This is a genomic window from Pseudomonas sp. PKS, assembly GCF_051913525.1.
GTDB lineage: Bacteria > Pseudomonadota > Gammaproteobacteria > Pseudomonadales > Pseudomonadaceae > Aquipseudomonas > Aquipseudomonas guariconensis_D.
The window spans coordinates 58,972-80,874 of sequence record NZ_JBEGDO010000006.1 but is presented as its reverse complement, the minus strand read 5'-3'; the positions used below and the strand labels follow the sequence as shown (position 1 = coordinate 80,874).

Here is a 21,903-nt window from a genome sequence, read left to right as displayed (position 1 = left end):
GCCGTTCAGCGCGAAGGCAGCTGCCAGCCACCCCCCAACGCCTTGTACAACGCCACGCTGCCCTGTAGCCGGGCCAGGCGCAATTGCGCCTGCTGGTCTTGGGCGTCATACAGGGAGCGCTGGGTTTGCAGCACGCTGAGCAGGGTCTCGGCGCCGGCGGCATAACGTTGCTGGGCAAGATCGAAGGCGATGTGCGCCTGGCGTACTTCCTCGTCCTGCCACTGGCGCTGGTGGTCCACACCCTGGATGGCATTGAGTGCCTTCTCCACGTCGGCAAAGCTCGCCAGAATGCTCGCCCGGTAGTTTTCCAGCAGTTCTTGCTGCTCGGCCGTGGCCAGGTCGCGGGCCGCGCGCAGGCGGCCGTTGTTGAAGACCGGCGCGATCAGCCCGCTGGTGAGGGTGTAATAGGGGCTGTCCAGGATCTGGGCGAAGGTGCGTGCGCCGCTGCCCAGGTCGGCGCCCAGAGTCAGCTTGGGCAACAGCGCGGCTCGGGCGACCTGAACGTTGGCGCTGGCTGCCGCCAGGCGTGCCTCGGCAGCGGCGATATCAGGGCGGCGGCCGAGCAGATCGCTGGGGACGCCGCTGCCGATGCGCGGCCATTGCAAGGCGCCGATCGTGCCACGGTTGGCGGGCAGGCGCTGGACAGGCTCGCCCAGCAGGGTGGCCAAGGTGACGCGGCTGTCTTGCCATTGCTGCTCAAGCAGCGGCACCTGGCGTTCCTGGGCAGCTACCAGGCTGCGCTGCTGGGCCAATTCCAGACGCGTGGCCGAACCTGAACGTTCCCGCGCTTGCACGAGCGCCAGCACATCACGCGCATTGTTCAGGTTCAGACGGGCAATACGCAGTTGTTCCTCCAATGCCAGGCCTTGGAGGTAACTGTCGGCCACCGCGCAGGTCAGCGTCAGCTCGACCGTCTGGCGGTCGAAACGACTGGCGTCCAGTCCACGCAAGGCGCTGTCGCGGGCCGCGCGCAGGCCTCCCCAGAAATCGATCTCGTAGCTGGCGCTCAGGCGGGTGCCGAAGGAGGTGCTGGTGCGCTCGCTGCTGCTGGCATCGAGTTGGTCGTTGCCGTCGCCGCGCAACAGGCGCTGGCGGCTGGCATCCACGCCGAATTGCAGCGCTGGTAGCAAAGGTGCGCCGGCGATCACTGCGCGGGCCTGGGCCTGACGCACCCGTGCGGTGGCGGCGGCGAGGTCATGGCTGTTGGCCAGGGCTCGTTCGATCAATTGGTCCATCTCGGGGCTGGCGAATGCCTTCCACCAGGTGGCATCGGGCAGGGGGCGGGTGGCGTCTTCGCGTTGGGCCTGCCAGGTCGCCGGCGTGGTGATATCGGCCTCTGGACTGGGCGGTGTGCTGCAGGCGGCAAGGGCGAGGCTCAGGGTCAACAGGCTGATGTGGCTGGGCAATGTCATGAGTTATACGCTGGTGAGGGCTTTGACCGGATCGAGGCGAGCGGCCTTGCGGGCTGGCATGAAACCGAACACCACGCCGGTGACGACGGCGCAGGCGAATGCACCGAGCATGGCGGGTAGAGCGAAGGCCACGGCGATGTCGGCCAGCATCAGGCCTGCGCCGATGCACAGGGCCAGTACGATGCCGGTGACCCCGCCGACCATCGACAGCATCACCGCTTCGCTGAGGAATTGACGCAGGATGTCGCGCTGACGGGCCCCAGTGGCCATGCGGATGCCAATCTCGCGGGTGCGCTCGCGCACGGTCATGAGCATGATGTTCATCACGCCGATGCCGCCGACTAGCAAGGAGATGGCGGCGATGGCGCCGAGCATCAACGACAGGCTGTTCTGGGTGCGGGCTTCGGCCTGGATCAAGGCTGCATCGTTGGTCAGTTCGAAATCGCGCTTGCCCTGGTGGCGCTGGCGCAGCAGGTGGTCGATGGCCGCCTCGGTGGCGTGGACCTGGGAAGAGTCGAGGGCGGCAATGGCGATGTACTCGGGTTCATAGCGCCCGAACAAGCGGATGGCGGCGGCGGAGTAGGGCACCACGATGCGCTCGTCGCTGTCCTGGTCGCCTGAGCTTGCGCCCTTGCCGGCCAGGATGCCGACGACCTGGAACGGCACGTTGCCGATCAACAGGTACTGGCCCAGCGGGTCACGCGGGTTGCCGAGCATCTTCTCCTTCACTTTCTGCCCGATCACCGCCACGGCAGCGCCACTGGCCTCGTCGGCCTCGCTGAAGAAGGCGCCCTCGACCACTGGCCAGTTGAAGACTTCCGGGAACCAGGTGTTATTGCCACCGACATAGAACTGCTGGCTGTTGTTGCCGTAGCGCACCATCAGTTCTTCGCCGATGACCGGCATAACGCGTTTGACCTGGGGCAGTTCGGCGATCGCGTCGACATCATCGAGGGTGATGACGCCTGCAGGTTCGCGCAGTGTCGCCGCCTTGCCGGACAGGTAGAGGATGTTCGAGCCGAACGCGGCCATTTGTGCCATGACCTGGCGCTTGCTGCCTTCGCCGACGGCCAGCATCACCACCACCGAGGCGACGCCGATGACGATGCCGAGTAAGGTCAGGGCAGTGCGGAAGCGGTTGATCCACATGACCCGCCAAGCCGCCTGCAGGGCTTCGAGCAGCTCGCCTTTCCAGGCGCCGCGCAAGGTGGCGCCGCGGTCCAGGCGCTGGCGCAGCTCGTCGGCTTGCAGGCCTGGGTGCGTAGCGGTTGTAGGCTGGTCGTCGGCCGAGTCGCTAATCACCAGGCCATCACGGACCTCGATGACCCGGTGCGCACGTGCCGCCACCTCGCGGTCGTGGGTGATCAGGATGATCACGTGGCCTTGGCGGGCGAGCTCGTCCAGCAGGGCCATGACTTCGGCGCCGCTTTGGCTGTCCAGCGCACCGGTGGGTTCGTCGGCGAGGATGATGTGCCCGCCGTTCATCAGTGCCCGGGCGATCGATACTCGCTGCTGCTGGCCGCCGGAGAGTTGGTGCGGGCGGTTGGCGGTGCGGCTGGCCAGCCCCAGGCGTTCGAGCAGGGCATGAGCCCTGGCGTGGCGTTCGGCGGCGGGGGTTCCGGCATAGATGGCCGGCATTTCGACGTTTTCCTGCGCGGAGCCCGAGGGGATCAGGTGATAGCCCTGGAACACGAAGCCAAAGGCCTCGCGACGCAGCCAGGCCAGCTCATCGCTGTCCAGGTCGGCGACGTCCTTGCCGGCAAAGCGATAACTGCCGGCGCTCGGACGATCAAGGCAGCCGAGGATGTTCATCAGCGTCGACTTTCCTGAGCCCGAGGCGCCGACGATGGCGACGAACTCGCCGGGGTGGATGGTCAGGCTGATGCCGCGCAGCACTTCGACTTTCGGTGTGTCGATGCCGCCGTAGGCCTTGCGGATGTCGGTGAGTTCGATCAGGGGGGCAGACATTCAACCTCCGCTGGCGGCCGGGGCGCCGATAACCAGTTGCTCGCCTTCGCTCAGGCCTTCGAGGATCTGCACGCGCAGACGATCGCTCAGGCCCGTTCGCACCTGGCGCTGCTCGATCTTGCCCTCGCGATTGAGCACCTGGGCCAGGTACAGGCCGTCGTCATCGGCATCGTCCAGGGCGGCCAGGGGGGCGGTGAGCACCTGCTTGGCCTGGCCGGCAACGAAGAACACCTGGGTGGTCATCTCGGCCATCAGGGCGCCATCGGGGTTGTCGACGTCCAGCAGCACGGTGTACTGCACCACCTTGTTGCCGGTGGTGCCGGCACTGGCGCTGGCCGGGCTGCCGCCGCCCTGGCTGGCCTGGTCCAGCGGTTTGGGCGGGATCGGCAGGATCTGCCGCACGCGGCTGCTCCAGCGACGCTTGCCGCCGGCCAGGGTGGTGAAGTAGGCGCTCATGCCGGGCTGGACCTTGCCGATGTCGGCCTCCGATACCTGGGCCCAGACGGTCATCGGCGAGAGTTTGGCGATACGCAGGATCAATGGCGTCTGTTGTTGGGCGTTGAGGGTTTGCCCCTCCCGGGCATCCACGGCGACCACGGTGCCGCTCATGGGGGCGTAGATGCGTGTGTAGCCCAACTCGGCCTCGTCGCTGCGCAGGCTGGCTTGGGCCTGGCGGATCTGCGCCTGGTACATGTCGATGCGCGCCTGGGTCACCTTGAGTTGGGCTTGGGCTGTTTGCAGGTCTTCCTCGCGGGTGGCGCCTGCGGCGGCCAGGTCGCGTTGGCGCTGGTGCTGTTGCGTCGCCAGCTGGTACTGGGCGCGCTGTTCGGCCAGTTGGGCCTTGAGGTTTTCGATGGAGTAGCGGCCGGCGTCGAGCTTGGCTTGCTGGGTGGACGGGTCGATCTCGACCAGCAACTGACCTTGGCGCACCGTGTCGCCCACCTCCACGTGCAGGGTGCGGATCTGCCCGGAGGCCTGGGCGCCCACATCGACATAACGCCTGGGCTGCAAGGTGCCCAAGGCAGTGACGCTGCTTTCGATATCGCCCCGCACGACCTGGACGGTGCTTACCGGCAGGGTGCCCAAGGGCAGGGTCTTCCAGGCCAGGATGGCGCCCAGGCCAAGCAGGCCCAGGCCACCGAGCAGGATCCGACGGCGGGTGTTGGTTAAGCGTCTCATGCGGGCTTCCGGCCAGGGGTGAACGTCACACGCGGCCAATCGTGGCACGCAAGGCGGTCTCAGGTAGACGAAGCCAGGGCGGGGAGATTTAGTCGGTTCGAGAAGCGGGGAGGGTTGTTGCTGAGAATAATTATAATTTGTAATATGTCGCGCTGATATCACTTCGTCCCGTGTTCCGATTGCAAGTGTCGAGCAAGGAAATGCCAGGTACCGTCGTGGAACATTACTATCGTGAGCTGGTGAGTTTCCTTTCCGCGCGCCTGGGCAACCGTCAGGCGGCGGAGGACGTCGCCCATGATGCCTACCTGAGGGTGCTGGAGCGCACCGACGCCCAGCGCATCGAACACCCGCGCGCCTTTTTGTACCGTACCGCGCTGAACCTGGTGGTCGATCGCCATCGGCGCCATCAGGTGCGCCAGGCCGAGCCGCTGGAGGTGCTGGACACCGACGAGCGCTGGCACGGGCCTGGATTGTCCCACAGCATGCAGATGGACCAGCGTCTGGAGTTGATGCAGCGCGCCCTTGATGAGTTGAGCAAGCCCTGCCGGGACAGTTTTTTGCTGCGCAAGCTCGAAGGGCTGTCCCACCCGCAGATCGCCGAGCGATTGGGGATCTCTCGCAGCCTGGTGGAAAAGCACATTGTCAATGCCATGAAACACTGCCGCGTGCGCATGCGCGAGTGGGAATCCTGACGTTGGCGGCACAGGCCTGAAACACCCGTATCAGCCGCGTTACACCCTTGATGGGAAATGAAAATTCCCCATGCTGGCGACTTGATTTCTCCTGGTTTCCCGACAACTATCAAGGAAAGACCCCGGCCGGGCCCCCGTCGTGGAGGTTGCCTGTACTGGCGCAGTAGGGGCAGGGCATCTTCCCTCAACGCCTCGTTGCCCAGGTGCAGACAATGGCAAACAAGACCATGCGCATCCTCATTGCCGACGAGCATCCGTGCCAACGTTTGCAACTGGAAAAAATGCTCAATGGCCTGGGCTACTACCGTATCGCCCCGGTGGAAAGTTTCGAAGACCTGCAGCGCCTGGTGCAGAGCGCGCTGCAGCCGTTCAACCTGTTGATCGGCAATATTGAGCTGGCCAGCCACGCCGGCGTAGACCTGGCGCGCTTTTGCCGGGTCAGCACCCAGATCCAGCATGCTTTGCTCTACCATTCCCAGCACCTGAAGGTGCCCGCAGTGCCTCAGGCCCAGCGCCAGGCGGTGAACATCAGCCTGCCGCGCGTACCGGATGACGAGGCGCTGCAATCGTTCATGGCGATCATCGACCTGCCGCTGGTGATCGGGCAGTTGCCGCTGCCGGCGAGCCTGGCGGGCAAGGGCAACCCGATCCGGCACCGGAACTTCGGCCACACGGTATTCAGCCGCTCGAGCTGAGTCAGGTGGGGCGAGGGGGTGGCATTTGCTATCCTCTTGCCCTTTGCCGATTTGCGGAACCTTGCCATGACTGCCATCGATACCGCCCGTGCGCCCCGGTTCAGCCGCGGCGATCACCGGACCCTGGGCCTGGCGGCGTTGGGCGGCGCGTTGGAAATCTACGATTTCATCATCTTCGTGTTCTTCGCCCTGACCCTTAGCCAGCTGTTCTTCCCGCCTGAAATGCCCGAGTGGTTGCGGCTGCTGCAGAGCTTCGGAATTTTCGTCACCGGTTACCTGGCAAGACCTCTGGGCGGCATCCTGATGGCGCACTTCGCCGACCATCTTGGGCGCAAGCGGGTGTTCAGCCTGAGCATCCTGATGATGGCCCTGCCGTGCTTGCTTATCGGGTTGATGCCGACCTATGCCGATATCGGCTATGCCGCGCCGCTGATCCTGCTGGCGTTGCGTATCCTCCAGGGGGCTGCGGTGGGCGGCGAGGTGCCAAGCGCCTGGACCTTCGTTGCCGAACATGCCCCTGTGGGCCGGCGCGGCTATGCCCTAGGCTTTCTGCAGGCCGGGCTGACCTTCGGCTACCTGCTGGGTGCCTTGACCGCGACCTTGTTGGCACAGCGCTACAGCCCGCAGGAGATCCTCGACTACGCCTGGCGTTATCCCTTCCTGCTGGGCGGTGTGTTTGGCGTCATCGGCGTCTGGTTGCGCCGTTGGTTGAGTGAAACGCCGGTGTTCCTGGCCCTGCGCGAACGCCAGGAGCAGCCGGTGGCGTTCCCGCTGCGCCGCGTGCTGGGCGCGCATCGCCATGCGCTGATTCCGGCGGCGCTGCTGACCTGCGTGTTGACGTCGGCGGTGGTGGTGCTGGTGGTGATCACCCCCACCGTGATGCAACAGCGCTTCGGCATCGCCGCGGGCCATACCTTCGCCCTAAGCAGCGTGGGGATTGTGTTTCTTAACATCGGTTGCGTGCTGGCTGGCCTGCTGGTCGACCGCATCGGTGCCTGGCGCGCCTTGATGATCTACAGCCTGCTGCTGCCTATGGGCATCGGCGCGTTGTACGCAAGCCTGGTGGGGCAGCTGGGCTGGACGTGGCTGGCCTATGCCTTGGCAGGGTTGTCCTGCGGCGTGGTGGGGGTGGTGCCGTCAGTGATGGTCGGGTTGTTTCCGGCACAGATCCGCGTGTCGGGTATCTCCTTTACCTACAATATCGCCTACGCCTTATGGGCCAGCACCACGCCGCTGGCGTTGATTGCATTGATGCCATGGAGCCCCTGGGTGTGCGTCGGGTTCTGCCTGATCATGGGGCTTGTCGGCTTCATGACGGCGGCGTATTTCCGCCATCGTGGGGCGGCGTGTGCGGCGCAGTGCTCGGCGACCTCGCCCCTCTGAAGTTGGCTATGTCCGCCATAGCCAACTCGGCTCCGGCAATCCAATCGTGTGTGCTGGAGAACTCACCATGCACGTGTTGCGACCCACATGGCCATGCAGGACTTTTGGGAATGATCAACGACGCGTCCAGACATTACCTGCCCGATGGCGGCGCATGTCTGGCGCATGTGCGCGAGCGGCTTGCCCCGCTTAGGCTGGATATGAGCAGTACGCAGATTCGTTACAGGACACAACCCCCGGCGGTGTGATGGCCTGCAACCTAAACGAAAAAGCCCCCAAGGCCTGGCCTTGGGGGCTTTTTCGTGGAGGGGCGGTCTTACATGTTCGGGTAGTTCGGCCCGCCCGCGCCTTCTGGAGTGACCCACGTGATGTTCTGGGCAGGGTCCTTGATGTCACAGGTCTTGCAGTGCACGCAGTTCTGCGCGTTGATCTGGAAGCGCTTGTTGCCGTCTTCCTGGGTGACCACTTCGTACACGCCGGCCGGGCAGTAGCGCTGGGCAGGTTCGTCGTACAGCGGCAGGTTGCTGGCGATCGGTACGCTGGCATCGGCCAGTTTCAGGTGGCATGGCTGTTCCTCTTCATGGTTGGTGCTGGAGAGGAACACCGAGCTCAATTTGTCGAAGCTGAGCTTGCCGTCGGGTTTGGGGTAGTCGATCTTCTGCGAATCGGCCGCCAGCTTGAGGCAGGCGTAGTCCGGCTTGGTGTCGTGCAGGGTGAACGGCAGCTTGCCGCCAAACCAGTTCTGGTCGATGTAGTTGAACGCACCACCGAGCAACGGGCCGAACTTGTGCAGCGCAGGGCCGAAGTTGCGGCTGGCGAACAGCTCTTCATACAGCCAGCTGGCTTTGAAGGCGCTGACGTAGTTGTCGAGGATGTCACCACCTTCGCGGCCGGCGAGCAGGGCTTCGGCCACGGCGTCGGCGGCGAGCATGCCGGACTTCATGGCGGTGTGGCTACCCTTGATCTTGGAGAAGTTCAGGGTGCCCAGGTCGCAACCGATCAGTGCGCCGCCGTTGAAGACCATCTTCGGCAGCGAGTTCAGGCCGCCCTTGCAGATGGCGCGGGCACCGTAGCTGATGCGCTTGCCGCCTTCGAGGTACTGGCTCATCACCGGGTGATGCTTCAGGCGCTGGAACTCATCGAATGGCGACAGGTAGGGGTTGGCATAGGAGAGATCGACGATCAGGCCGACCACCACCTGGTTGTTCTCCAGGTGATACAGGAAGGACCCCCCGGTGTTCTCGGTGCTCACTACGTCCAGCGGCCAGCCGGCTGTGTGCACCACCAGGCCTTGCTCGTGCTTGGCCGGGTCGATTTCCCAGATTTCCTTGAGGCCGATGCCGTAGTGCTGGACGTCGGAATCGCTGTCGAGGTTGAAGCGCTTGATCAGTTGCTTGCCGATGTGACCGCGGCAGCCTTCGGCGAACAGCGTGTACTTGGCGCGCAGCTCCATGCCCGGTGTGTACAGGCCGTCTTTAGGGTTGCCTTCGCGGTCGACACCCAGGTCGCCCGTGATGATCCCGCGGACCACGCCGTTTTCGTCGAACAGCGCTTCCTGGGCGGCGAAACCTGGGTAGATCTCAACACCTAGGTTCTCGGCTTGTTGGGCCAGCCAGCGGCACAGATTGCCTAGGGAGATAATGTAGTTGCCCTGGTTATGCATGGTCTTGGGCACGAACAGGTCGGGGACCTTGGTCGAACTGCTCGCATCCTTGAGTACATAGATGTCGTCGCGCTTGACCTCAGTGTTCAGCGGAGCGCCAAGTTCTTTCCAGTCGGGGAACAGTTCGTTCAAGGCGCGTGGTTCGAACACCGCGCCGGAGAGGATGTGGGCACCGACTTCCGAGCCTTTCTCGACCACGCAGACGCTGATCTCGTTACCGGCTTCGGCGGCCTTCTGCTTCAGGCGGCAGGCGGCAGACAGGCCCGCCGGGCCTGCGCCGACGATGACCACGTCGAATTCCATGTATTCGCGTTCCACTGGTTCTCTCCTACTCAAGGCTCATCGCTGTTGCTTGTCTTGTCTTTTTGGGTGATGGAGGGCCATGCACGACTGTGTAAGCTGTAGCTACGTGGATGACGGACTACACCGCTTTGTCTTGGCCGCGCATTATATCTACACCACTTGGCGGGTCCAATACAAACGTTTGTTTGAATTTGCCGGAGCCCAGTAAAATCACTGGAACGCGGCTGGAGGCTGGCCGATTTGCCGTATTGACCGGATTAGGTGTTACGGTCAAGATACGAGCGGTTTTACGCTCGCCGTAGGCTGACCGCCGGGCGCAGGTGTACCCCTAAAGACCAGGCATGGAGCAGGGTTTTCGGGCCGAATCCGGTTTTGTAGTGGAGTCTACACGCCACGACAGAAAATGACCCGTCGGTTTTGCCGGCAAAGTCGAAACAGGACTGTTTGGTCACCGGAAATTTCCCGCAGCCAGGAACGTTTTTAGAGGTGCCCTTGTACCCACGCGCAATCGCCGGGCATGCCCCAGGCGACATTCTTTTCACCGGAGAGTAACGAGGAATCCATGAAGGTTCTTGTAGCTGTCAAACGAGTGGTCGACTACAACGTCAAGGTTCGCGTCAAGGCGGACAACTCCGGCGTCGACCTTGCAAACGTCAAGATGTCCATGAACCCCTTCTGCGAAATCGCCGTGGAAGAAGCCGTACGCCTGAAGGAAAAGGGCGTGGCGACCGAGATCGTCGCCGTTGCCGTCGGTCCGACTGCTGCTCAGGAGCAATTGCGTACCGCTCTGGCATTGGGTGCCGATCGCGCCATCCTGGTCGAGACCGCCGAAGAGCTGAACTCACTGGCCGTGGCCAAGGCGCTCAAGGCCATTGTCGATAAAGAGCAGCCACAGTTGGTCATCCTCGGCAAGCAAGCCATCGACAGTGACAATAACCAGACCGGCCAGATGCTGGCTGCGCTGACCGGCTACGCCCAAGGCACCTTCGCCTCCAAGGTCGAAGTGGCTGGCGACAAGCTCAACGTCACCCGTGAAATCGATGGCGGCCTGCAGACCGTCGCGCTGAACCTGCCGGCGATCGTCACCACCGACCTGCGTCTGAACGAGCCGCGCTACGCGTCGCTGCCGAACATCATGAAAGCCAAGAAGAAGCCGCTGGAGACTGTCACTCCAGACGCGCTGGGCGTCTCCACCGCTTCCACCACCAAGACCCTGAAAGTCGAAGCCCCGGCTGCTCGCAGCGCGGGTATCAAGGTCAAGTCGGTGGCCGAACTGGTCGAGAAACTGAAGAACGAGGCGAAGGTAATCTAAATGACTATCCTGGTTGTCGCTGAACACGAAAACGGTGCCGTTGCCCCGGCTACCCTGAACACTGTTGCCGCTGCCGCCAAGATCGGTGGGGATATCCATGTGCTGGTCGCAGGCCAGAACGTCGGTGGTGTCGCTGAAGCCGCCGCCAAGATCGCTGGCGTTGCCAAGGTCCTGGTCGCTGACAATGCCGCCTACGCTCATGCGCTGCCGGAAAACGTCGCGCCGCTGATCGCCGAGCTGGGCAAGGGCTACAGCCACGTGCTGGCTCCGGCCACCACCAATGGCAAGAACATCCTGCCGCGCGTCGCCGCGCTGCTGGACGTCGACCAGATCTCCGAGATCATCTCGGTCGAGTCTGCCGACACCTTCAAGCGCCCGATCTATGCCGGTAACGCCATTGCTACCGTGCAGTCCAGCGCTGCGGTCAAGGTCATCACCGTGCGTACCACCGGCTTCGACGCCGTGGCCGCCGAGGGTGGTTCGGCTGCTGTCGAGGCCGTTGGTGCTGTGCACGACGCTGGCAAGTCTGCTTTCGTTGGTGAGGAACTGGCCAAGTCCGACCGTCCTGAGCTGACCGCTGCCAAGATCGTCGTTTCCGGCGGTCGCGGCATGGGCAATGGTGACAACTTCAAGCACCTGTACGCCCTGGCCGACAAGCTCGGCGCTGCTGTCGGTGCCTCGCGTGCCGCGGTCGATGCAGGCTTCGTGCCCAACGACATGCAGGTCGGCCAGACCGGCAAGATCGTTGCGCCGCAGTTGTACATCGCTGTCGGTATCTCGGGCGCTATCCAGCACCTGGCGGGCATGAAGGACTCCAAGGTGATCGTTGCGATCAACAAGGACGAAGAAGCACCGATCTTCCAGGTGGCCGACTACGGCCTGGTCGCCGACCTGTTCGAGGCGGTTCCAGAGCTGGAAAAGCTGGTCTGATCCGGCGGCTTCACTTATAAAGAAGCCCGGCCCTCCGAAACGAGGGCCGGGCTTTTTTCTGGCTGCAAGGAGTAGGGCATGGAGTTTCGCAAAGCGGGCAGGGTGCTGGCCTGCATAGCGGCGTTGTCGACGCCATGGGCAATGGCAGCAGGCAAATGCGAACGCCTGGTGGCGACTGGCAGCCCGGATGCGCCGCCGTATTCCTGGCAGGACCCGAAGGACCCTCGGCACCTGATCGGTGCCAATGTCGACCTGCTGCGTCAGGTTGCCGCTGAGCTGGGAGTGTCGGTCGAAGTGCTGCACGCCGGCAAGCGCGACCAGGCGCTGGAGGAAGTGCGCAGCGGGCGTATGGACCTGTTGATCGATGCGCCCATGCAGGTCGAGCAGTTGACCGCCCTCGACTACATCCATCCCCCGTTGCAGCTCAACGAGTACCTGGTCTGGACTCGCCATGACGCCACGTTGGTCTTCGATGGGCCGGCGGACCTTGCCCAGTACCAAGGCAGTATTTCCGAGCGGGCCCGCCTGACCCCGGCCTTCGAGGCCTTCGCCAAGGCTCAGCTGAAGCTGGCCCCTGCACAGAATCTGACCCAGGCCTTCCAGAAGCTGGTGCTGGGCCAGGTCGACTATGTGCTGGCCGGGCGTTACTCGGGCATGGGCATGGTCCAGAGCCTGGGCATGGGCAACGATCTGATCGCCCGTGGCCTGCCGGTGGATCGACCTGGCCTGTACCTGGCTGTGTCGCACAACTCGGCCTGCAATGACGCCTGGCTGCGCGGACAACTGGCAAAAAAACTGACAGAATTGCCGATCTCCGGGGCGTCCCAGGCCGTGCTGCAGCGCAATGTCGAGCGCTGGAAGGCGCAGATGCAGGCGCCTCTGGATGCCCCTAAACAGTAGGAATGCAATGAGAACCCAACCACTGATCCTTGCCTTGGCCATGCTCGGCCTGGCTGGCTGTGCCAACGATCCTGCACCCAACGAGCAGATGCGTCTGTCCGAGCAGGCCCTGGAGCAGGCCAAGGCCGTCGGTGCCACCGAGCAGGTGGCGGAACTGAAACTGGCCGAAGACAAACTGGCGAGAGCCAAGACCAACATGGCCACCGAGGATTACCGTGACGCGCGCATGCGCGCCGAGCAGGCCGAGCTGGATGCGCGCCTGGCTGAGGCCCGGGTGTTGACTCAGAAGAGCGAAGAGCAGCTTCAGGTCGTACAGGCGCGGGTCAAGCGCCTTCGCAAGCAACTGGAGGTACAGCCATGATGCGTCGTCATTCAATGGCTGCACTGGCGCTGCTGGCGCTGGTCGGGTTGCAGGGTTGTGCGAGCCAGCGCAGTGAGTCGGCGCTCGATGAAGCGGCGGTCGCTTTCCAAAAGGTCAAGGATGATGCCGATGTGCTGCGCAGCGCGCCGCGCGATGTGATTCGTGCTGGTGAATCCCTGGCCCGGGCCGAGCGTCTCTCGAGCTACATCGGAACCGGCTCCGACGTGCGTCACTACGCCTATTTGAGCAAGCGCTACAGCGAGATCGCGGCCGAGCATGCCAAGTTGGCCCTCAATCAGGAGCGCCTGGCCAAGCTCGACCTGGAACGCCAGCGCTTGCAGCTGGGGTTGCGCGAAGCCAAATTGGCCAGCGTGCAACAGCAAGGCAAGTGGGTCGAAGCGCAGATCGCGGCCATGGCCTCCGAGCAAAGCGATCGTGGCTTGGTGATGACGTTGGGTGATGTGCTGTTCGACACCGGTCGCGCCGAGCTCAAGACTTCTGCCAGCCGCACGGTACTCAAGCTCGTCCAGTTCCTGCAGCTCAACCCTCGTCGTGTGGTGCGGGTCGAAGGCTATACCGACAGTACCGGTCTGCCCGAGGACAACCTCGCGCTGTCGCGTGATCGTGCCCAGGCCGTGGCCGACATGTTGGTCGACCTCGGTGTGGACGAAAAACGCATACAGGTCGAAGGCTATGGCGACCAGTATCCGATCGACGCCAATGCGTCCGAGCGGGGCAGGGCGCAGAATCGTCGGGTAGAAATCGTCTTTTCCGACGACAAGGGCAAGCTCGCGCCCGCGCGTTGATATCGGGCGTTCTTGCAGGTTTTTGGCTATCTCGTTCGTCGGTAACGGGCGGGCTTGTTGATTCTGTGATTGTTACCTCACTGTATTGTTGACTATTCTCCAATCTGTCCCAGTACACTTCGTAACTGTTACGGTATTCTGACTCGGCTTTGAGTCGCACAAGAACAACGAACCCGTCCGCGTTTCGAGAGCCGCCATGACCAACCTGCTGCTGTACCAGCGCATTGCCCAGCAACTGGCCGATGACATCCGCCGAGGTGTCTACCAGCCCGGTGAGCGTGTGCCCTCCGTGCGCAAGATGAGCGCCCAGCTCAACGTCAGTCATGCCACGGTGCTACAGGCGTATGCCAACCTGGAGGATCAGGGGCTCATCCGCGCGCGGCCGCAGTCCGGCTACTACGTGCACCAGACACCGGCACTCACCGCCCAGACCCCGGAAATCGCCCGGGTTGAACGGCCCGGCCTGGTCACTCGGGCGAGCATCATCCAGCAGGTGTTGACCGAGGCGCGGCGAGACGGTGTTTTCCCCTTTGGTGCGGCAGTCCCGCACGTTGACTATTTGCCGGTGCGGGCTCTGCATCAGCAGTTGGCCAAAGTGACGCGCTTTCACAGCCCGCGCGCTTTCAGTTACATGTTCAGCCCTGGCTTCGAGCCGCTGCGCCGGCAGATAGCCATTCGTATGCGTGATGCCGGGGTGCTGGTCGATCCGCGTGAGGTGGTGGTGACCCATGGTTGCGTCGATGCCCTGCAGATGTCATTGCGGGTGCTGACCCGCCCAGGCGACCTGATCGCTGCGGAGTCGCCCACCTATTATGGATTGCTGCAGCTGGCCGACCTGTTAGGGCTCAAGGTCATCGAGATTCCGAGTGACCCGTCGACCGGCATCAGCCTTGAAGCATTGCAGTTGGCTGCCAACCAATGGTCGATCAAGGCCCTGGTGCTGACCCCGCGCCTGAGCAATCCATTGGGAGGCACGATTCCTGAGGATCGCCAAAAGCAGTTGCTGCGTCTGGCCTCTGACTTCGATATTCAGATCGTTGAGGACGACATCTATGGCGAGCTGATGTTCGAGCAAGGCCGGACCAAGGCACTCAAGGCATTCGATCGTCTGGATCGGGTCATCTATTGCTCGAGCTTCTCCAAGACCCTGTCGCCTGGGGTGCGGGTAGGCTGGATGATCGCCGGTCGCTACCAGGACGAGATCCAGCGCCTGCAGACTTTCACCACCCATTCGGCGTGCAGCGTGACCCAGATGGGGGTGGCTGCCTATCTGGAAAACGGCGGCTATGACCGCCACCTGCGGTACATCCGTCAGGAGTACCGCAAGAACCTAAGCGCCTACCAGTTGGCCGTGCAGCAGCATTTCCCTGAAGGTACACAGATGACCCGACCTACGGGAGGGTTCATTCTCTGGGTGAGCCTGCCCGGGAGGGTGAACACCCAAGATCTGCATGTGCGGGCCTTGGAGCAAGGCATCAGCATCGCGCCGGGGCTGATCTTCAGCAACACCGAGCAGTTCAACCATTGCATTCGGCTCAACTGCGGGATTCCATGGAACAAGGAGGCCGAGCGTGCAGTGATCACACTGGGGCTGCTGGCCCATCAATTGTGCAAGTCGTCGACAGGATCACTGTTGTAAATCTTGCCAGGGGCGGGCGGAACAGAGAGCATACGCACACTTTTCCAGCACGCCCCTGATGTCCATGAAAGCGCTCCGCTCTTTTTTCCTGTTCCTATGTCTTGCGCCGTTGTGTCTGTCCGCTGCTTTGGTGCATGCCGCACAGCCGGCGGCCAAAGCGTCTGCGACGCAAACCAAGGCAGCGGCCAAGCCAGTGCGCAAGCAGGTGGCGAAAAAGGCGCCGGTCAGGGGCAAGGCCAAGCCGTCCGGCAAGGTAGTGCGCAAAAAAACCTTGGCCAAGCCGTTGCCCAAGCCAAAGCTGGACTTGAGCTTGCCTGCCGCGATGGTCGAAGAACTCAAGCCGGGGGCGGGTGATCCGGTGATGCGCCGCAAGCCTTTGCTGCCGTCCATGTTTCCGCAAAAGCCGGTCAGCGATGACAGTCCCTTTCAGCTCAATGGGCGCCTGATCAACAACGAAATGCAGTTACAGCTGCGCAACGACAGTCGTCATGATGTGGAAGGTGCGGCCATCGATTTCGAGTTTCGCCAGTAGGTGTTCCAACTGACTGCCGGGTCACGGCAGATTTCATCCGTTTCGCAATTTCAAACATATGTTTGAGCGGTTACTATCCAGGGACGTTCGTCCCGTTTTGCTCGTGGGAGTCCTGTTTCATGAATTGCCGAGAGGGCTGCGGCGCATGCTGCATTGCCCCATCCATCAGCTCGCCGATGCCGCGTATGCCCCAGGGCAAGCCTGCTGGCGAGCGGTGCCTGCACCTGACCGTCGACAACCTCTGTGAGTTGTTCGGCAAGCCTGAGCGGCCGGCGGTGTGTGGTGGGTTCAAGGCGGACGTGGAAGTGTGCGGCAGTGATCGCGAAGAGGCGATCAGGATTCTCGGCTGGCTGGAGCAGATGACGGCGGCGTGACAGGTTGGATCTTCGACAACAAGGAACAAAACGATGAGATCGATCAAGCGTATTGCACTGCTATGTGGCGTTGGTGTTCTGCTGTCGCCGGTTGCCTGGGCCGAGAACTGGCAGGTGGCCAAGGATGAGGACGGCATCAAGGTGTCCCTCAGTGAAGTGCCGGGTTCGAAGTACAAGGCCTATCGTGGTGTGGCCTTGATCAAGGCGCCGCTGGCCAAGGTCAAGGCCTTGCAGGAGGACACTGTGGGTGCCTGCAAGTGGATCCATGAGTGCGAGTCGCAAAAGCTGCTCAAGCAGGACGGCGCGCAGAGCTGGACCTACACCCGCTTCAATACGCCCTGGCCGGTGACGCCGCGTGATTCGATCCTTCACGTGACCACCACCGAGGAGGCTGACGGCAGTCTGGTCCGCAAGCTCGAGGAAGACCCGAAGTACCTGCCGGAGGAAAAGGGTTATGTGCGTGTGGCACAGGTCCAGGGCTTCTGGAAGCTGGTGCCCAAGGGTGACAGTACCGAGGTGACCTACCAGGTGCATACCGAGCCTGGAGGCAGTGTGCCGTCCTGGCTGGCCAACAAGTTCGTGGTGGACGCGCCGTTCAATACCCTCAAGGGGTTGCGCGAGAAGGCTGAAAAGCCCTGAGTCTGAGGTGCGGGTATGCCCGCGAAGCGGTACGCAGTGGTCTTTCGGTTGCTGCGCTATAAAAAAGGCTGCCCAAGGGCAGCCTTTTTTACGTTCGGCTCGATGAGCTTACTTGCGGTCTTTCAGGTCAACGATGTCACGCTGCTCATGGCCAGTGTACAGCTGGCGCGGACGGCCGATCTTGTACGGGCTGGAAAGCATTTCCTTCCAGTGGGAGATCCAGCCGACGGTGCGCGCCAGGGCGAAGATCACGGTGAACATGCTGGTCGGAATGCCGATCGCCTTCAGGATGATGCCGGAGTAGAAGTCGACGTTCGGGTACAGCGAGCGCTCGATGAAGTACGGATCGGTCAGTGCGATCTCTTCCAGGCGCATAGCTAGTTCGAGCTGCGGATCGTTCTTGATGCCCAGTTCGCTCAGGACCTCATCGCAGGTCTTCTTCATCACGGTGGCGCGCGGGTCGCGGTTTTTGTACACGCGGTGGCCGAAGCCCATGAGCTTGAACGGATCGTTCTTGTCCTTGGCCTTGGCGATGTATTTGTCGATGTTGGAGACATCGCCAATTTCATCGAGCATGGTCAGCACGGCTTCGTTGGCGCCGCCGTGGGCCGGACCCCACAGTGCAGCGATACCGGCGGCGATACAGGCGAACGGGTTGGCGCCCGAGGAGCCCGCCAGGCGTACGGTGGAGGTGGAGGCGTTCTGCTCGTGGTCGGCGTGGAGGATGAAGATCCGGTCCATTGCCTTGGCCAGCACCGGGCTGATCGGTTTGATCTCGCACGGCGTGTTGAACATCATGTGCAGGAAGTTTTCCGCGTACGACAGGTCGTTGCGCGGATACATCATCGGCTGGCCCATGGAGTACTTGTAGACCATCGCGGCCAGGGTCGGCATTTTCGCGACCAGGCGCACCGCAGAGATCTCGCGATGCTGCGGGTTGTTGATGTCCAGGGAGTCGTGATAGAACGCCGACAGGGCGCCGACCACGCCGCACATCACTGCCATCGGGTGAGCGTCGCGGCGGAAGCCGTTGAAGAAGGATTTCAGCTGCTCGTGAACCATGGTGTGGTTCTTCACGGTGCTGACGAACTGGGCCTTCTGCTCGGCGTTCGGCAGTTCGCCGTTGAGCAGCAGGTAGCAGGTTTCCAGGTAGTCCGATTTTTCGGCGAGCTGTTCGATCGGGTAGCCGCGGTGCAGCAGGACACCCTTGTCGCCATCGATGTAGGTGATCTTCGACTCGCAGGACGCAGTCGCCATGAAACCAGGGTCAAAGGTGAAGTGACCAGTAGCCCCCAACCCGCGGACGTCGATAACATCGGGACCAACGGTGCCGGTTAAAATGGGCAGCTCGACGGGGGCAGCGCCCTCGATGACCAACTGCGCTTTTTTGTCAGCCATGTGGCCTCCTATTAATGCTTGAAATCATCAGACAGACCCCCCACGCAGGGCCCGCACCACTATAGAGGGATAAATTCGAATGTCAATTTGCCTAAAGGCTGGTTGAAACGCCCTCTGAGCCCTGATTTTTCACGAAATTCTCGCCCATTTACGCCTTTTGTTCGTTAAAGGCAATGCGCTATTTGGGCTAGCCCCTCACGTTGTCATAAGCAGCCTAACTGTCTATACTCCGCAACCGACCGCCAGGGGCTTGCAAGCCCGTTCTGCTGGGGGTCGTCGCTCCCTGGGTGGTGGGTACCTGACCAGTACACTTACCAACAACTTTGCCCTGTTAGCTAGGGGCTCTTCAGTGTGAAAAAAGCCGTGAAAAGCCAACGACCTGTAAACCTAGACCTAAGGACCATCAAACTCCCGATCACCGCGTACACGTCCATTCTTCACCGTATCTCCGGCGTCATCCTGTTCCTTGGCCTGGCCATCATGCTTTATGCATTGGGCAAGTCGCTGGGTTCCGAGGAGGGCTTTGCCGAGGTGAAGGCGTGTCTGACCAGTCCGCTGGCCAAGCTGGTGACTTGGGGCCTGCTGTCCGGCCTGCTGTACCACCTCGTTGCAGGTGTACGCCACCTGATCATGGACATGGGTGTCGGTGAGACGCTCGAGGGCGGCAAGCTGGGCTCGAAAATCGTGATCGTCATCTCCGTGGTGCTGATCGTTCTGGCGGGAGTTTGGGTATGGTAACTAATGTCACGAACCTGTCGCGTTCGGGCCTCTATGACTGGATGGCGCAGCGCGTATCTGCGGTCGTTCTCGCGGCTTACTTCATCTTCCTGATCGGCTACGTTGCCGTTCACCCGGGTCTCGACTATGCCCAGTGGCACGGTCTGTTCTCCAACAACGCGATGCGTATCTTCAGTCTGCTGGCACTCGTTGCCCTCGGCGCTCACGCCTGGGTCGGCATGTGGACCATTGCCACCGACTACCTGACGCCGATGTCCTTCGGCAAGTCGGCGACTGCGATTCGTTTCCTGTTCCAGGCTGTGTGCGGCGTTGCGATGTTCGCGTACTTCGTCTGGGGTGTGCAGATTCTCTGGGGTATCTGATCCATGGCTAGCATTCCAACCATTTCTTTCGACGCCATCATTATCGGTGGCGGCGGTGCCGGCATGCGCGCTGCGCTGCAGCTGGCCCAGGGCGGTCACAAGACTGCCGTAGTCACCAAGGTCTTCCCGACCCGTTCGCACACTGTATCGGCCCAAGGTGGCATCACCTGCGCCATCGCTTCGGCCGACCCGAACGACGACTGGCGCTGGCACATGTACGATACCGTCAAGGGCTCCGACTACATCGGTGACCAGGACGCTATCGAGTACATGTGTCAGGAAGGCCCGGCTGCGGTCTTCGAACTGGACCACATGGGTCTGCCGTTCTCGCGTACCGAAACTGGCCGTATCTACCAGCGTCCGTTCGGTGGCCAGTCCAAGGACTTCGGCAAAGGTGGCCAGGCTGCCCGTACCTGCGCCGCTTCCGACCGTACCGGTCACGCGCTGCTGCACACCCTGTACCAGGGCAACCTGAAGGCAGGCACCACCTTCCTCAACGAGTACTATGCCGTTGACCTGGTGAAAAACCAGGATGGCGCTTTTGTCGGCGTGATCGCGATCTGCATCGAAACCGGCGAAACCCTGTACATCAAGTCCAAGGCTACCGTTCTGGCCACTGGCGGTGCGGGCCGTATCTACGCCTCGACCACCAACGCCCTGATCAACACCGGTGACGGTGTCGGCATGGCCCTGCGTGCCGGCGTTCCGGTGCAGGACATCGAAATGTGGCAGTTCCACCCGACCGGCATCGCCGGCGCCGGTGTACTGGTCACCGAGGGTTGCCGCGGTGAGGGTGGCTACCTGATCAACGCCCACGGCGAGCGCTTCATGGAGCGTTACGCGCCGAACGCGAAAGACCTGGCTGGTCGCGACGTCGTCGCCCGTTCCATGGTCAAGGAAATCATCGCCGGCAACGGCGTGGGCCCGAACAAGGACCACGTGCTGCTGAAGCTCGACCACCTGGGTGAGGAGGTGCTGCACAGCCGCCTGCCAGGCATCTGCGAACTGTCCAAGACCTTCGCTCACGTCGACCCAGTGGTCGCGCCGGTTCCGGTTATTCCGACCTGCCACTACATGATGGGTGGTATCGCCACCAACATTCATGGCCAGGCCATCACCATGGACGCCGAAGGCAAGGACCACATCATCCCAGGTCTGTTCGCCGTGGGTGAAGTGGCGTGCGTATCGGTTCACGGTGCCAACCGCCTGGGCGGCAACTCGCTGCTGGACCTGGTGGTCTTCGGTCGTGCAGCCGGTCTGCACCTGGAGAAGGCGCTGACCGAAGGTGTCGAATACCGCGACGCCAGCGACACCGACGTCGACGTTGCCCTGAACCGCCTGAACAAGCTCAACGAGCGCACCACTGGCGAAGACGTTGCCAGCCTCAAGCGCGAGCTGCAGAGCTGCATGCAGAACTACTTCGGTGTATTCCGTACTGGCGAATACATGCAGAAGGGTATCGCTCAGCTGGCTGGCCTGCGCGAGCGCATCGCCAACGTCAAGATCAACGACAAGTCCCAGGCCTTCAACACCGCGCGTATCGAAGCGCTGGAGCTGCAAAACCTGCTGGAAGTCGCCGAAGCTACCGCCATCGCGGCAGAAGCCCGTAAAGAGTCCCGTGGCGCTCACGCCCGTGAAGACTACGAAGACCGTGACGACGAAAACTGGCTGTGCCACACCCTGTACTACCCGGGTGAGAAGCGCGTCGCCAAGCGTGGCGTCAACTTTGCGCCGAAGACAGTTCCTGCCTTCGAACCAAAAGTCCGGACTTACTAAGGGTGGCCGCTATGTTGCAAGTCGAAGTTTATCGTTACAACCCGGACACCGATTCGGCGCCGAAGATGCAGACCTTCCAGGTCGACACCGGTGGCAAGGATCTGATGGTCCTGGACGTGCTGGCACTGATCAAGGAGCAGGACGAGGGCTTCTCGTACCGTCGCTCCTGCCGTGAAGGCGTTTGCGGTTCCGATGGCATGAACATCAACGGCAAGAACGGTCTGGCCTGCATCACTCCGCTGTCGTCGGTGGTCAAGGGCAACAAGCTGGTTCTGCGCCCGCTGCCGGGTCTGCCGGTCATTCGTGACCTGGTCGTCGACATGAGCATCTTCTACAAGCAGTACGAGAAGGTGAAGCCGTTCCTGCAGAACGACACGCCAGCGCCGGCCATCGAGCGTCTGCAGTCGCCGGAAGACCGCGACAAGCTGGACGGTCTGTACGAGTGCATCCTGTGCGCTTGCTGCTCGACTTCCTGCCCGTCGTTCTGGTGGAACCCGGACAAGTTCCTGGGCCCCGCCGCGCTGCTGCAGGCCTACCGCTTCCTGGCCGACAGCCGCGATACCAAGACTCAGGAGCGCCTGGCGTCCCTGGATGACCCGTTCAGCGTATTCCGCTGCCGCGGGATCATGAACTGCGTAAACGTTTGCCCGAAAGGTCTGAACCCGACCAAGGCAATCGGTCACGTACGTAATATGCTGCTGCAAAGCGGCACCTGATTCAAAAATGTTGCACCTGCAGTAAACCGAGGTGCGGGCGCTGAGCCCGCACCAAGGTAAAACCCGAGCAAGGGCCCACAAAGCCCGAGCTCATTACCTATGAAGATATGAGACCAGCAGGGGCT

The 21,903-nt window shown here is 62.2% G+C and carries 21 protein-coding genes; 16 read left to right on the top strand and 5 right to left on the bottom strand.

The features are described from left to right. Window positions 1–5: 5 nt before the first annotated feature. Genes ABOA88_RS08565 through ABOA88_RS08555 form a run of 3 tightly spaced genes read right to left on the bottom strand, consistent with a single transcriptional unit; the run spans window position 6 to window position 4,559 of the window. Window positions 6–1,412: an efflux transporter outer membrane subunit gene (locus ABOA88_RS08565; protein WP_367851297.1), complete on the bottom strand. Its 1,407-nt coding sequence runs from the start codon at window positions 1,410–1,412 to the stop codon at window positions 6–8. A gap of 3 nt (window positions 1,413–1,415) precedes the next feature. Beyond that, window positions 1,416–3,380, bottom strand: coding sequence for a MacB family efflux pump subunit (locus ABOA88_RS08560; RefSeq protein ID WP_367851298.1), 1,965 nt, complete (start codon window positions 3,378–3,380; stop codon window positions 1,416–1,418). Continuing rightward, window positions 3,381–4,559 (bottom strand): efflux RND transporter periplasmic adaptor subunit, encoded by a 1,179-nt coding sequence (locus ABOA88_RS08555; protein WP_196169096.1) that lies wholly within the window; start codon window positions 4,557–4,559, stop codon window positions 3,381–3,383. A 215-nt stretch (window positions 4,560–4,774) separates the two neighbouring features. On the opposite strand from ABOA88_RS08555, the gene ABOA88_RS08550 reads away from it, so the two are divergent. The 3 genes from ABOA88_RS08550 to ABOA88_RS08540 all read left to right on the top strand — a co-directional run bounded on the left by ABOA88_RS08550 (window position 4,775) and on the right by ABOA88_RS08540 (window position 7,329). Continuing rightward, complete coding sequence (locus ABOA88_RS08550; RefSeq protein ID WP_070574319.1) at window positions 4,775–5,251, top strand: sigma-70 family RNA polymerase sigma factor; 477 nt, start codon at window positions 4,775–4,777, stop codon at window positions 5,249–5,251. A gap of 212 nt (window positions 5,252–5,463) precedes the next feature. Then, complete coding sequence (locus ABOA88_RS08545; protein WP_196169097.1) at window positions 5,464–5,946, top strand: histidine kinase; 483 nt, start codon at window positions 5,464–5,466, stop codon at window positions 5,944–5,946. 66 nt (window positions 5,947–6,012) lie between these two features. Beyond that, a complete protein-coding gene (locus ABOA88_RS08540) occupies window positions 6,013–7,329 on the top strand; it encodes an MFS transporter (protein WP_367851299.1) in 1,317 nt (438 codons plus the stop codon). 316 nt (window positions 7,330–7,645) lie between these two features. Here the strand turns inward: ABOA88_RS08540 and ABOA88_RS08535 are convergent, their stop codons facing one another. Then, entirely contained in the window at window positions 7,646–9,310 is a 1,665-nt protein-coding gene (locus tag ABOA88_RS08535; RefSeq protein WP_367851300.1) for an electron transfer flavoprotein-ubiquinone oxidoreductase, read from the bottom strand. A gap of 547 nt (window positions 9,311–9,857) precedes the next feature. Here ABOA88_RS08535 and ABOA88_RS08530 point away from each other — a divergent pair. The 9 genes from ABOA88_RS08530 to ABOA88_RS08490 all read left to right on the top strand — a co-directional run bounded on the left by ABOA88_RS08530 (window position 9,858) and on the right by ABOA88_RS08490 (window position 16,788). Continuing rightward, window positions 9,858–10,607, top strand: coding sequence for an electron transfer flavoprotein subunit beta/FixA family protein (locus ABOA88_RS08530; protein ID WP_043211439.1), 750 nt, complete (start codon window positions 9,858–9,860; stop codon window positions 10,605–10,607). Further along, window positions 10,608–11,537 carry an electron transfer flavoprotein subunit alpha/FixB family protein gene (locus ABOA88_RS08525; protein ID WP_043211437.1) on the top strand — a complete coding sequence of 310 codons (930 nt, stop codon included), beginning with the start codon at window positions 10,608–10,610 and terminating at the stop codon, window positions 11,535–11,537. It begins immediately after the preceding gene. Between the two features lie 78 nt (window positions 11,538–11,615). Next, entirely contained in the window at window positions 11,616–12,437 is an 822-nt protein-coding gene (locus ABOA88_RS08520) for a substrate-binding periplasmic protein (protein ID WP_367851301.1), read from the top strand. Between the two features lie 7 nt (window positions 12,438–12,444). Then, a complete protein-coding gene (locus ABOA88_RS08515; RefSeq protein WP_043211434.1) occupies window positions 12,445–12,798 on the top strand; it encodes a DUF4398 domain-containing protein in 354 nt (117 codons plus the stop codon). After that, a complete protein-coding gene (locus ABOA88_RS08510; protein ID WP_196169101.1) occupies window positions 12,795–13,604 on the top strand; it encodes an OmpA family protein in 810 nt (269 codons plus the stop codon). The genes ABOA88_RS08515 and ABOA88_RS08510 overlap by 4 nt, the downstream gene beginning before the upstream one ends. Window positions 13,605–13,800: 196 nt before the next feature. Further along, entirely contained in the window at window positions 13,801–15,243 is a 1,443-nt protein-coding gene (locus tag ABOA88_RS08505; RefSeq protein ID WP_070092054.1) for an aminotransferase-like domain-containing protein, read from the top strand. Between the two features lie 64 nt (window positions 15,244–15,307). Then, window positions 15,308–15,775, top strand: a complete 468-nt coding sequence (locus ABOA88_RS08500; protein ID WP_367851302.1) for a hypothetical protein — start codon at window positions 15,308–15,310, stop codon at window positions 15,773–15,775. 119 nt (window positions 15,776–15,894) lie between these two features. Then, a complete protein-coding gene (locus ABOA88_RS08495) occupies window positions 15,895–16,149 on the top strand; it encodes a YkgJ family cysteine cluster protein (protein WP_196169103.1) in 255 nt (84 codons plus the stop codon). A gap of 33 nt (window positions 16,150–16,182) precedes the next feature. After that, window positions 16,183–16,788, top strand: a complete 606-nt coding sequence (locus ABOA88_RS08490) for an START domain-containing protein (RefSeq protein ID WP_196169104.1) — start codon at window positions 16,183–16,185, stop codon at window positions 16,786–16,788. Between the two features lie 108 nt (window positions 16,789–16,896). On the opposite strand, the gene gltA is transcribed toward ABOA88_RS08490, so the two are convergent. Further along, a complete protein-coding gene (gene gltA / locus ABOA88_RS08485) occupies window positions 16,897–18,186 on the bottom strand; it encodes a citrate synthase (protein WP_043211428.1) in 1,290 nt (429 codons plus the stop codon). Window positions 18,187–18,537: 351 nt separating this feature from the next. Here gltA and sdhC point away from each other — a divergent pair, with 351 nt between their 5' ends. From sdhC to ABOA88_RS08465, 4 genes are read left to right on the top strand one after another with little or no spacing between them, the layout of a single operon-like run. Next, complete coding sequence (gene sdhC / locus ABOA88_RS08480) at window positions 18,538–18,924, top strand: succinate dehydrogenase, cytochrome b556 subunit (RefSeq protein ID WP_023628897.1); 387 nt, start codon at window positions 18,538–18,540, stop codon at window positions 18,922–18,924. Next, window positions 18,918–19,286, top strand: coding sequence for a succinate dehydrogenase, hydrophobic membrane anchor protein (gene sdhD, locus ABOA88_RS08475; RefSeq protein WP_043211427.1), 369 nt, complete (start codon window positions 18,918–18,920; stop codon window positions 19,284–19,286). The genes sdhC and sdhD overlap by 7 nt, the downstream gene beginning before the upstream one ends. 3 nt (window positions 19,287–19,289) lie before the next feature. Then, window positions 19,290–21,062 (top strand): succinate dehydrogenase flavoprotein subunit, encoded by a 1,773-nt coding sequence (gene sdhA, locus ABOA88_RS08470; protein ID WP_070092886.1) that lies wholly within the window; start codon window positions 19,290–19,292, stop codon window positions 21,060–21,062. 11 nt (window positions 21,063–21,073) lie between these two features. Then, the gene (locus ABOA88_RS08465; RefSeq protein ID WP_043211423.1) at window positions 21,074–21,778 is read left to right on the top strand and encodes a succinate dehydrogenase iron-sulfur subunit; all 705 of its coding nucleotides are present in this window, start codon (window positions 21,074–21,076) and stop codon (window positions 21,776–21,778) included. Window positions 21,779–21,903 lie beyond the last annotated feature (125 nt).